The sequence below is a fragment of the Cellulosimicrobium sp. Marseille-Q4280 genome, assembly GCF_943181405.1.
GTDB lineage: Bacteria > Actinomycetota > Actinomycetes > Actinomycetales > Cellulomonadaceae > Cellulosimicrobium.
The window spans coordinates 433,096-445,039 of record NZ_CALPBY010000004.1 but is presented as its reverse complement, the minus strand read 5'-3'; the positions used below and the strand labels follow the sequence as shown (position 1 = coordinate 445,039).

8 protein-coding genes are annotated in these 11,944 nt (G+C 76.3%); 3 read left to right on the top strand and 5 right to left on the bottom strand.

The features are described from left to right. Positions 1–147 precede the first annotated feature (147 nt). Positions 148–711, top strand: coding sequence for a hypothetical protein (locus NFS20_RS13260; RefSeq protein ID WP_251152248.1), 564 nt, complete (start codon positions 148–150; stop codon positions 709–711). A gap of 46 nt (positions 712–757) precedes the next feature. Here NFS20_RS13260 and NFS20_RS13255 read toward each other — a convergent pair whose 3' ends face one another. From NFS20_RS13255 to NFS20_RS13235, 5 genes are read right to left on the bottom strand one after another with little or no spacing between them, the layout of a single operon-like run. Continuing rightward, positions 758–3,388 carry an aminoglycoside phosphotransferase family protein gene (locus NFS20_RS13255; RefSeq protein WP_251152247.1) on the bottom strand — a complete coding sequence of 877 codons (2,631 nt, stop codon included), beginning with the start codon at positions 3,386–3,388 and terminating at the stop codon, positions 758–760. Continuing rightward, the gene (locus tag NFS20_RS13250; RefSeq protein WP_251152246.1) at positions 3,381–5,282 is read right to left on the bottom strand and encodes an ABC transporter ATP-binding protein; all 1,902 of its coding nucleotides are present in this window, start codon (positions 5,280–5,282) and stop codon (positions 3,381–3,383) included. Before NFS20_RS13250 ends, NFS20_RS13255 begins: the two co-directional genes overlap by 8 nt. Then, the gene (locus tag NFS20_RS13245) at positions 5,275–6,468 is read right to left on the bottom strand and encodes a glycosyltransferase family 4 protein (RefSeq protein WP_251152245.1); all 1,194 of its coding nucleotides are present in this window, start codon (positions 6,466–6,468) and stop codon (positions 5,275–5,277) included. Before NFS20_RS13245 ends, NFS20_RS13250 begins: the two co-directional genes overlap by 8 nt. Beyond that, a complete protein-coding gene (locus NFS20_RS13240; protein WP_251152244.1) occupies positions 6,465–7,796 on the bottom strand; it encodes a glycosyltransferase family 4 protein in 1,332 nt (443 codons plus the stop codon). The genes NFS20_RS13245 and NFS20_RS13240 overlap by 4 nt, the downstream gene beginning before the upstream one ends. Further along, positions 7,783–9,162, bottom strand: a complete 1,380-nt coding sequence (locus NFS20_RS13235) for a glycosyltransferase family protein (protein ID WP_251152243.1) — start codon at positions 9,160–9,162, stop codon at positions 7,783–7,785. Before NFS20_RS13235 ends, NFS20_RS13240 begins: the two co-directional genes overlap by 14 nt. Positions 9,163–9,359: 197 nt before the next feature. On the opposite strand from NFS20_RS13235, the gene NFS20_RS13230 reads away from it, so the two are divergent. Beyond that, complete coding sequence (locus tag NFS20_RS13230; protein ID WP_251152242.1) at positions 9,360–11,219, top strand: ribonucleoside triphosphate reductase; 1,860 nt, start codon at positions 9,360–9,362, stop codon at positions 11,217–11,219. After that, on the top strand, positions 11,206–11,919 hold the full coding sequence (locus tag NFS20_RS13225; RefSeq protein WP_251152241.1) for an anaerobic ribonucleoside-triphosphate reductase activating protein: 714 nt from the start codon (positions 11,206–11,208) through the stop codon (positions 11,917–11,919). Before NFS20_RS13230 ends, NFS20_RS13225 begins: the two co-directional genes overlap by 14 nt. Positions 11,920–11,944 lie beyond the last annotated feature (25 nt).

Genomic DNA, 11,944 nt, shown 5'->3' with positions numbered 1-11,944 from the left:
GCCGTGTGCGCCCTCCTCCTGGCGGCCTGCTCAGCGTCGCCCGCACCCGACGGATCGGACCTACCGTCAGCCCCTCCCGCGTCGTCCGAGGCGCCCGACGACCCGGAGAGCCCCGATGTCTCGGAGACCGGAGCGCCGAGCGACGACGTGCCGACCGACCTGCCGCCCGAGGCGCTGCTCCCGGGCTCGGCCTGGGAGGCGTCGACCGGCCCGCGCGAGGAGTCCGACGGCGTCGGCGCCTGGCGCCTGCCCGAGGCCTGCACCGCCGGCGAGCCCACGACGGCGACGACGATGCGCACCGTCACGCAGGGCGACGGCGCCGAGGAGGCGCCCGTCGGGGTGCAGCAGGTCGCGCTCTTCGCCGACGCGGACGCCGCCGCGGCCGAGGCGGACCGGCTGGCCGCCGCCGTCGCCGCGTGCGCCGAGCAGGTGCCCGACGACGCGTCCGGAGGCACGACGTACGTCGCCGAGCCCGTCGAGGTCGGCGCCCAGGGCACCGGGCTCGCGACGGACTACTACGGCGCCGCCGAGGGCGGCGGGCTCGACGACGCGCTCGGCACCTACCTCGCCACGACGCGCCGGGGCACCGCGGTGACGCTCGTCGCGCTCGACGGGGGCGAGAGCACCGTCGGCGTCGCGCGCGAGACCGTCACCGGCAACGCCCAGGCGGCGTGGGAGCTGCTGTGCGCGTACGACTCGGCGGGCTGCTGAGCCGGGCACCGCGCGGTCGGGGCGGGCGTGGTCGTTCCGGTGCTGGTCATGATGCCTCCAGGAGTGTCGGTCGGTGGGCGCCGGCGAGGACGGCGTCGAGCAGCCGGGCCGGCACGTCGCCGGGAGCCGGGCGGAACGCGTAGACCGCGACGAGGCGCGCCCGCGCGGCGGTGGTCCACGCGGGCAGGGCTGCGAGGACGTCGTCGTGCGGGGCGTAGCCGTCGAGGACCGCGGCCGCGACCGCACGCGCCCGGGTCGGCCCGCACACGCCCTGCAGCGCGCGCAGCTCGAGGTGGGCGAGCAGGTTCGCGAGGTCGAGGGCCGGGTGGGCCGTCGTCGCGAGGTCGAGGTCGAGCAGGCCGACCCGGTCGGGGTCGTGCTCGTCGACGAGGAGCTGCTTGTCGTGCAGGTCGCGGTGCGTCGGCACGGGCGGAGGATCCTCGGCGCCGCACCGCCGCAGCGCGTCCTCGACGTGCGCGAGCACCTCGTGGGCGAGCGACGGCGTCACCGCCTCGTGCACGACCGCCCAGGACCACCAGCGCTCGACGACCGCGAGCTCGGCCGCGGCGTCGTGCCGCGCGGGAGGCACCGCGGCTCGGTGCCCGACGTCGGTCCGCGGCGCCTCCCCGGGCGCGGCGCCGGGCCCCGCCTGAAGACCGCGCAGCCCGCGCCCGACGGCTCGGCCGGCCCGGGCCAGCGCCTCGTCGGGGACGCACTGGTCGGCGAGGAGGGCGTGCAGGGTGCGCCCGGGCAGGGCGCTCGTCGTGACCGCCCCGTCTCCCCGGGAGACCACCGCGGGTGTGGAGAACGCGCCGTCGGGCACGACGGGCTCCGGCACGGACCGGCCGGGACGGACGAGCTTGGTGTACGTCCCCTCGGGGTCCCGCACGACGCCGCGTCGGCCGGGCCGGTGCGCGACGAGCCGCGCCCCCGGGCGGCGGACCGCCTCCGCGAGCCCCGGCAGGTGCAGGTCCGCGCCGTCGTGGTGGACGACGACGGCGCCGCGGTCCGTCGCGACGGACGTCCCGTCCACCCCGAGCCGGTCGGCGACACGCGCCGCACGGCCGGGGTCCGCGAACCACTGGCCCGCGAGGACGCGCGGGTCGCCACCAGGTGACGAGGCCGCCGTCGGGCACGCGGGGCCCTCGGCCCCGACGAGGAGCAGGTGCTCCGCGGAGCGCGGGATCGTCGCGCGCAGGGTGCGACCACCCTCGGCGAGGCGGACCGCGATCTCGACCGCGCGCGGCGCGTACCGCACGCGCGAGGAGGCGGATCGTCCCGACGGGTCACGGCGCGGCCGGTCCCACGGGCTCCGCCCTGCCGTTCGCGTCTCACCGCTGTGGGTCGCGGAGCCGTCGAGTGCGCGCGCCAGGTCGCCCAGGCCGTCGAGCACGTCACGGGCCGCGACGAGCAGCGCGGCGCACGACCCGTCCCAGCCCGGTTCGAGGCTGCGGAAGGGTTCCGTCGCGCGGCGCAGCAGCCGGGCGGCCGTCGCGTGCCGCAGCGCGTCCGTGGCGAGCGGCGGCCCGCCCGCGGCGCGGTACCCGTCGAGCACCGCACGTGCCGCATCGGGCGCACCGGCGGCGTCGGCGCGGACGAGCGACGCGACCAGGGACCCGAGGTCGTCGACGGCGTCGCCCGGCCCGGCGGCGTCCGCGTCGACGAGACCCAGCGCACCGTCCGGCGCGAGCACGACCTGGTCGAGCGACAGGTCACCGTGCACGAGCACGCGCCCGCGGCCCGCCCGGCCCGGGACGGTCGCCGAGAGGCGCCCCGCGAGCCGCCGCGCGTCTTCGGCGAGGTCCGGCAGCAGCACCGCGACAGACTCCGCCGCGGCCGGCACCGCACCGGGGCGACCGGCACCGGGGACCGGCGCACCGGCCCCGTCGGCACGGTCGGCACCGTCGGCCCGGTCGGCCCGGTCAGCACCGTCAGCAGTGTCGGCACCGTCGGCACGGTGGGAGTGGAGCGTCGCCACCGTCTCCCCCACCCGCCGGAGCAGCGCGACGTCGCGCGGCAGCGTGTCGACCGGTGTCCCGTCGAGCCACTCCGTGACCACGAGGCCGAGCACCTCGTCGACGGCGAGCACGGCGGGCGACGCGACCGGACCGGCCGCGAGGGCCGCGTATCCCCGGACGACGCGCGCGACGTCGTCGGGCCGGACCGCACGGACGAGGAGCGTGCCTCCCGGGCCGTCCGCGCGGAGGACGGCGCGCCGCTCGGGGTTGTGCCGCACGAGGCGGGGCGCCCGGTCGAACGACGGGCGCAACCGTGCGGGCAGCGTCGCGGCCCACGCCGCACGACGGCCGCCGTCGGTGAGGACGCGGAGGCCCGGGACGTCCCGGTCGGCGCGCCACGTCGTGACGACGAGGCCGGCGTCGCGGTCGACGAGCAGCACGTCCGCGGGGTCGGCCTTGCGGACCGTCTTGTCGAGCTTCGGCAGCGCGTGCGGCGCGTACGCCCGCGCGACGACACCCTCGGGCTCGCGGTCGACCGTCGTCCACGTCGCGGCGAGGACGCAGCTCGTGCCGGGCTTGAGCCGCAGGTACGGCCGGGTGAGAGAGCCCGCCCTCCCGGTGACCTCGGAGAGGCGACCGGCGAGGGCGTCGAGGGCCACGGCGCGGGCGGGCGCCGGCAGGGCCGGCGCAGCGGCGGGGACGGCGGGAGTGTCAGCCACGGCGCACCGCCTCGCGCGTGGACGGGCCATCGCCGGCCGCGGGACGTTCGAGCGCTCGACCGTCCGGATCGGTGACCTCTCGACCGTCCGGATCGCCCGCCGCGCGACCGACGGTCGCGAGGCCGCCCAGGACGTCCGCCGGCCGCCCCTGCGCGACGACGCGCCCGCCCTCGACGCGCGCGACGCGGTCGCACCCGCGCGCGGCGCCGAGGTCGTGCGTGATGACGATCGTCGTGCGCCCGGACGTCAGCCGGCCCATCGCCTCGACGACCTCGCGCTCGGTGTCCTCGTCGAGACCGGTCATCGCCTCGTCGAGCACGACGATCGGCGCGTCGAGGATCGCGGCGCGCGCGATGGCGATGCGCTGGCGCTGACCGCCCGAGAGCGTCGCCCCCCGCTCTCCCACGACGGTGTCGTACCCGTGCGGCAGCGCGAGGACGAAGTCGTGCGCGCCCGCGAGCCGCGCGGCGCGCTCGACGTCGGCGTCGGTCGCGTCGTCGAGCCCGGTCGCGATGTTCTCGCGCACCGTGCCCCGGAACAGCACGCTCTCCTGCAGCACGACCGCGACCGACGAGCGCACGCTGCGCACGGTGAGCTCGCGCAGGTCGTAGCCGTCGATCCGGACGACGCCCGCGTCGGGGTCGCGCAGGCGGGACAGCAGCGCCACGAGGCTCGACTTCCCCGCGCCCGACGCCCCGACGACGGCGATCCGCTCCCCCGGCCGGACCGTGAGGTCGAGACCGCGCAGGACCGGGTGGCCCGGCACGTAGGACAGCCACACCCCCTCGAACCGGACCGCGCCCCGGACCCGGGTGAGGGGCCGCGCCCAGGTCGCGTCCACGACGTCGGGCCGCTCCTCGAGCACGTCGACGACGCGCTCGCTCGACGCCGCCGCCTGGGCGATCCGCCCGGTGTACTTCGCGAGGTCGCGCATCGGCTTGAACGCCGCCTTGAGGTAGGTGAGGAACACGGTGAGCTCGCCCGGCGTGAGGGCGCCGTCGAGCACGCGGCGTGCGCCGACGTAGAGGACGAGCGCCGTCGCGGCGCCGACGAGCACGTCGGTCGAGCGTTCGAGCCCGGCCGACAGGCGCTTGGCCTTCACGCCCTCGCGCAGCGACGTGTCGTTCGAGCGCGCGAACCCGGCGCGCATCCGGTCCTCGAGCGAGTACGCCTGCACGACCTTCACGGCCGACAACGTCTCGGTCGCGAGCGAGGCGAGGTTGCCCTCGGCCTTGCGCTGGTCGCGCGAGACCGTGCGGATGCGCCGCGTGAGCCGCGTGCTCGTGAGGAGGAAGACCGGCAGCACGACGAGCATGACGAGCGCGAGCTGGAGGTCGAGCACCGCGACCACGACGACCATCCCGACGAGGGTCACGACGTTCCCGAGCATGGGGAGCATGGCCGTCACGGACACCTCCTTGAGGCGCCCGACGTCGCTCGTCACGCGCGTCACGAGGTCGCCCGTCGGCGTCCGGTCGTGGAACGCGAGCGACAGGCGCTGGAGGTGGTCGTAGAGGTCGGCGCGCACGCCCGTGAGCACGCGGTTGCCCGCGAGCGCGAAGCACACGGTGCTCGCGTACGCGGCGGCCGCGCGCAGCACGGCGATCACGAGGAGCGACAGCGCGGCGTAGAGGATGACGAGCCCGAGGTTCGCGGGCGCGGGCCCGGCGACCGTCGACCCGGTCGCCGCGACGATCCCGTCCACGACGACCTTCAGCGGCCACGGCTCGAGGAGGCGCATCGCGACCTCGGCGAACAGCGCGAGGGTCCCGAGGACGAGCAGCCGGCGCTGCGGCCCGACGTGCTCGCGCAGGTGCGGCCACGAGCGGCGGAACGAACGGCCCGTCCCGCGGAGGGACGTCCGGCCCGTGCGCGGGCTCCGGGTCTCAGCCACGGGACACCTCCGCCCGCGCGGCGTCGGGCAGGCCGACGCCCGCCCGGTCGAGCGCGCGCCCGACGACGACCGTCCAGTCGTGCCGCGCGACGGCGGCCTCCCGGGCCCGTGCGCCGAGCGCGGCGCGGCGCGCGGGATGGTGCGCGAGCCCCACGAGAGCGTCGGCGAGCGCCGCGGCGTCGCCCGGCGGGACGAGCACGCCGAGCGCGTCGCCGTCCGGGCCGGCGAGCGCCGCGGGCAGCTCGCCGACCGCGCTCGCGACCACGGGCAGGCCTGCCGCGAGGTACTCGTACGCCTTGAGGGGCGAGAAGTAGAAGTCGTCGAGCGCCGGGTAGGGCGCGACGCCCACGTCCGCGCGGTGCAGGAGCGCGGGGACGTCCGACGGCGCGACGGCACCCGTGCGCTCGACCGCGGGGCCGATCCCCAGGGCGCGGGTGCGCTCGTCGACCCTGTCGGCCTGCGGGCCGTCCCCGACCACGAGGAGCCGCGCGTGCGGCACCCGGGGCAGCACCCGCGCGAACGCGTCGAGCAGCACGTCGACGCCGTGCCACGGCTTGAGCGTCCCGACGAACGCGACGGTGAAGCGGTCCGCCGGGCGCGCGGCCGGGGTGACGCGCGTCGTGTCGACGCCGTTGGGCAGCACGTGCACCCGCGCCGGGTCGACGGCGCGCTCCGCGGCCCACGCGGCCACCGGCCCGCTCACCGCGACGACGGCCCCGGCGGCGCCGATCGCGGCCCGGGCGCAGCGCTCGGCCCCCTCGGCGTCGACCAGCTCGCGGTGCCGTGCCTGCTCCTGCGGGAGCGGCGCGTTGACCTCGAGCACGCTCGGCGTCCCCGTCCGGCGCGCCCACGCGGTCGCCGCGGTGCCCCACAGCGCGTACCGCTCGTAGACGAGGTCGAGGCCGCCGCCGGCGGCGAGGTCGTCGAGCAGCGGCCCGACGAGCGCGTCGGCCTCCTGCAGCGCCCGCTCGCGCTCGGCGATCGAGCGCGTCGCGGCCACGGGAAGGGTGTGCACGACGACGTCGCTCAGGTCGGGCGGCACGTCGTCGCCCGGGCGCGTGGTGACGAGGTGGACGGTGGCGCCGGCCCGCACGAGCACGCGCAGGACGGCCTGGACGTGGACCGACGAGCCCTTGCGCCCGAAGACCGGGACACCGGGGTCGGTGCTGACGTAGGCGATCCTCATGCCGCCCTCCCCTCGGACGTGGCGCTCGTCGGTGCGCCGGTCGTGGACCCGCGCGGGACGGCCCCGGAGGGATCTGCGGCGGACCGGAGCAGGTCGAGGAGCGCGGCCGACGTGCGCTCGACGTCGAACTCCGCCTCCGCGAGAGCGCGGGCGCCGTCGGCGAGCCGGCCCGCGAGCGCCGGGTCGGCGAGGACCCGGCCGAGGGCCGCGGCGAGCGCCGGCACGTCGCGCTCGGGGACGAGCAGGCCCGTCTCGCCGTCGCGCACGGCCTCGGGGATCCCCGTGACGGGCGTCGAGACGACGGGCGTCCCGGCGGCCATGGCCTCGAGCAGCACGGTCGGCAGCCCGTCCCGGTTGCCGTCCGCGCCGAGCACGCACGGCGCGGCGAGGACCGTGGCCCGTGCCACGACGTCGCGCACACGGTCCTGGGACAGCGGCCCGTGGAAGGTCACCTGCGTGTCGAGGCCCAGCCGCGCCGCCAGGGCCCGCAGCGTCTCGTCCTCCGGTCCGGTGCCGACGAGGTCCAGGTGGACGTCACGGCCGTCGCGCACGAGGAGGGCGACGGCGTCGAGCAGGTCGCCGAAGCCCTTCTTCTCGACGAGCCGCCCGACGGCGGCGATCCGGCCCGGCGTGCGGGGGTCGCGTGAACGGGCGTGCTCGACGAGGTCGAGGCCGTTGTACACGCGGCGCACGCCGTCGGCCGCGGGGCCGAACGTCGTGCGCAGGTGGGCGAGGTTGTGGTCGCTCACCGTCACGACGGCGCGCGCGTCGGCGAGCTTGCGGCGCAGGTCCGCGGCGTCGACGTCCTCGTGGAAGATGTCCTTCGCGTGCGCCGTGAACGTGAACCCGACGCCGAGCACGACCGCCGCGAGGCGCGCGACCGTGGTGGCGACGGACCCGAAGTGCGCGTGCAGGTGCGTGATCCCGGCGGCGTCGGCCGCGAGCGCGACCTCCAGGGCCTGCGTCGCGTCCTCCGGGTCGGCGGCGAGGAGCTCGTCGAGCACCGGTCCCGAGAGGGCGTCACCGAACCGGGCGTGCGCCGCGGCGAGCGCGCGCCACACGTCCGACGGCCGCGTCGTGCGCGGCACGTAGCGGACGGGCGCGCGCACGGCGGCGAGGGAAGCGTGGAAGCGCGTGTCGACGGGTGCGCGCAGCGAGAAGATGGCGATCTCCACACCGCGGCGCTCGAGGCCGCGCACCTCGTTGACGACGAACGTCTCGGAGAAGCGCGGGTACATCTTCGTGACGTACCCGACGCGCAGCGCGGCGGGCGGCACGGAGGTCGGAACGGTGGTCGGTCCTGCGGTCGGGTTCTCAGGCGGTCGCACGGTGGTCCTCCTCGGTCGGCGCGGTCGTGGTCGGGGCGGTCATGAGCGGTGCGGTCCGGACGCGGGCGTCCCGAGCCGCCGTGACGTCCGGCGTGACGTCGGCGGAGCGCGCACGCGCGACGAGCCGGGCGACGAGGGCGGGCACTCGCGCGAGCCCGTCGAGGTCGACCTCGACGGCGGACGGCGCGCCGTCGGCCCGGCGTGCCGCGCGGCCGGCGGTCCCGTCGCCCCCGGCGACCCCGCGCAGCCAGGACGCGAGCCGCTCGGGTGCGGGGTCGCCGTCGAGCACGTCGACGAGGCCGAGCTCGGCGAGGCGCCGGGCGCGCACGAGCTGCTCGGCTCGGGGTCGGGTGCGGGGCACCACGAGCGCCGGGCGGCGGCTCGCGAGCACCTCGCACACCGAGTTGTAGCCGCCCATCGTCACGACGGCGCGCGCTCCCTCGACGAGCGGGACGACGTCGCGCACGAACGCGTGCACCTCGAGGTCCGGGCGGGCGAGCGCGGCGCGGCGCAGCACCGCACGCGTGGCGGCGGGCAGGTAGGGGCCGGTCACGAGGACGCCCCGGACGCCGTCGGGCAGGGCGGTCCGGGCGAACGACCGGGCGAGCTCCGCGCCGTCCTGCCCGCCGCCGACGAGGCACAGGACGTACGGCACGTCCGGGACGGCCACGGCGCGCGCAGCGCGGTGGTCGGCGGGCGAGCCCACCCGGGCCGCCGCGACCGACCGGCCGTGGCCCAGGTACCCGGTGAAGACCGTCCGCCGCGCGACGACGTCGGGGAGCGCGTACTCGACGAGCGGGTCGTAGACGCGCGCGTCGCCGTAGACCCACACCTCGTCGTAGAACCGGGCCACGACCGACGTGCTGCGCTGGTCGTCCCACTCGCGCACGGCGACCTCCGGGACGTCGAGCACGTCGCGGAGCCCGAGGACGCAGGCCGTGCGGCCCCGGGCGCGCAGTCGCTCCAGCGCCGGGCGCAGCTCCCCGCCGACGCCGAGCGGGACCTTGTCCACGACGAGCACGTCGGGGTCGAACGCGGCGAGCGCGCCGTCGAGCACCCCGGCGCGCACGTCGACGACGCCGCCGAGGTCGCCGCCCCAGCGGCGCGGCCCGTACCCCGTGGCCGGGTCCTTCGTGATGCCCGGGAGCGTGACGACCTCGGTCCGCGCCGGCAGCGGCAGGCTGGTCGCCTCGGCCGCGCCGGAGAGGAGCAGGACGTCGACGTCCGGGTCGGCCTCGACGACGGCGCGGGCGAGGAGCGACGTGCGGCGCACGTGGCCCAGGCCCTGCGTGTCGTGCGAGTACAGCGCGATGCGCCGGCGGGTGCGGTGACCGCGACCGGCGAGGTGTTCGGGTGCCCCTGTCATGACCGCCACGATGTCGGCGCGCGGTGAGACGCCCGTGAACGTGCTGTGAGAGGACTCTCATGCCCCTGGGTCCGTCGGGGACCGGCCGAGGAGCGCGCGTGCGGTAGCCCATGTGAAAGCCTTCACATGGTCTAGGGTGACGATGTCCCGTCGCCGGCGGGAGGTGGGCGCCTCAACTCGGCCGGAAGGAAGCGCCCATGGGTCACGTCGACGTCGCGAGCACCGTCTCGGAGTACCTCGACCGGTCGGACTGGCGGGTGAACGCGAACGCCAACCAGGGCTTCTCGCTCGGAGGGCTCGTCCTCAGCACGGCCGGCAAGGTCGTGGCGAACTACTGGCTCGACGAGGTCTACGCCCCCGACCTCGCCGTGGCGCACCGCAGCGGAGACCTGCACGTGCACGACCTCGACGTGCTCGGTGGCTACTGCGCCGGCTGGTCGCTGCGCGCGCTCCTGGCGGAAGGGCTCGGCGGGGTCCCCGGCGCGGTCGACTCCGCTCCCCCGCGGCACTTCTCCTCGGCGATCGGCCAGGTCGTCAACTTCCTGGGGATCCTCCAGAACGAGTGGGCGGGCGCGCAGGCCTTCAGCTCGTTCGACACGCTCATGGCACCGTACGTGCGCGTCGACGGCCTGACGTACGAGCAGGTGCGGCAGGGCGTCCAGGAGCTCGTCCACAACCTCAACGTGCCGTCGCGCTGGGGCACGCAGACGCCGTTCACCAACCTCACGTTCGACCTCACGTGCCCGCACGACCTCGCCGACGTGCACCCGGTGGTCGGCGGCGCGACGGCCGACTTCACGTACAGCGACCTCGCGGTCGAGGCGGACATGATCAACCGCGCGTACATCGACGTCATGACGGCCGGCGACGCGACCGGGCGGGCCTTCACGTTCCCGATCCCCACGTACAACGTCACGGAGGACTTCGACTGGGACTCGCCGCTCGCGGACGCGCTCTTCGCGATGACCGCGAAGTACGGCACGCCGTACTTCCAGAACTTCGTGAACTCCGACATGGACCCCGGCGACGTCCGGTCCATGTGCTGCCGGCTCCAGCTCGACCTGCGCGAGCTGCTCAAGCGCGGCAACGGTCTGTTCGGGTCCGGCGAGCAGACGGGGTCGGTCGGCGTCGTGACGATCAACTGCGCGCGCCTGGGGCACCTCCACCGAGGAGACGTCGACGGGCTGCTCGGCGCGTTCGACCGGTTGCTCGACCTCGCGGTCGAGTCGCTCGAGACGAAGCGCGCGACGGTGCAGCGCCTCCTGGACGACGGCCTCTTCCCGTACACGCGTCGCTACCTCGGGTCTCTCGACGCGCACTTCTCGACCGTCGGGGTCAACGGCGTCAACGAGATGATCCGCAACGTCACGGGCGACACGCACGACCTCACGAGCGAGGACGGCCACGCCCTCGCCGTCCGCCTCCTCGACCACGCGCGCGAGCGGCTCGTCGCGGCGCAGGAGACGACCGGGAACCTGTACAACCTGGAGGCGACCCCCGCCGAGGGCACGACCTACCGCTTCGCCAAGGAGGATCGCGCGCGCTTCCCGGGCATCCTCCAGGCGGGCACGGGCGACAACCCGTACTACACCAACTCGACCCAGCTCCCCGTGGGCTTCACCGAGGACCCGTTCGAGGCCCTCGAACGCCAGGAAGACCTCCAGACCCGGTACACCGGCGGGACCGTCCTGCACCTGTACATGGGCGAGGCCGTCTCCAGTACGCAAGCGTGCAAGGAGCTCGTGCGGCGCGCGATCACGCGGTTCCGCCTGCCCTACCTCACCGTCACCCCGACCTTCTCCGTGTGCCCCACGCACGGTTACCTCGTGGGCGAGCACTGGACGTGCCCGGCCTGCGGCGCGACCGCCGAGGTCTGGACCCGCGTCATGGGGTACTTCCGGCCGGTGTCGTCGTTCAACATCGGCAAGAAGGGCGAGTACGCCGAGCGCACACCGTTCCGGGAGGAGCGCGCAGCGGCGCACGTCGACCGCGAGCCCGAGCAGGACGTCGAGGCGCGCGGGCACGACGTCGAGGCGGGCGACCGTGTCCCGGCCTGACCTCGTGCTCGCCGGGATGTCCCCGCTCTCCACCGTCGACTGGCCCGGGCGGCTCGTCGCGACCGTCTTCACGCAGGGCTGCCCCTGGCGCTGCGCGTACTGCCACAACCCGGGTCTCGTGCCGGTCCCGCCACCCGGCGCAGCCGCAACCGAGGGCACTCCGCGGTGGTCGGAGGTCCTCGCGTTCCTCGAACGACGGCGCGGTCTCCTCGACGGCGTCGTGTTCTCCGGCGGCGAGCCGACGCTCCATCCCGGACTGCTGGGTGCGATCGACGACGCACGCTCGCTCGGGTTCGCCGTCGGGCTGCACACGGGCGGCGCCTGGCCCGCCCGGCTCGCCCGGATCCTGCCGTTCCTCGACTGGGTGGGGCTGGACGTCAAGCACCTGCCGTCCCGCTATCCCGCCGTGACGGGGACCGTGCCGTCCGGGCGTCGGGCGTTCGAGTCTCTCGCCGTGCTCCTGCGGTCGGGTGTCGACCACGAGGTCCGCACGACCGTGGACCCGCACGTCCACACCCGTCCCGAGCTCCTCGCGCTCGGCACGCACCTGCACCGCCTCGGCGTCCGACGCTGGGTCCTCCAGGAGGCGCGGCCCGACGGCGCGGACCCGGCCTGGGCCGCGACGCTCACCGGGCGACGTCTCGCCGACGTCCTCGACGAGACCGACCTGCCCTGGGCGAGCCGCCGCACCACCGCCTGACGCCGAGCACGGGGTCGGCCACCGT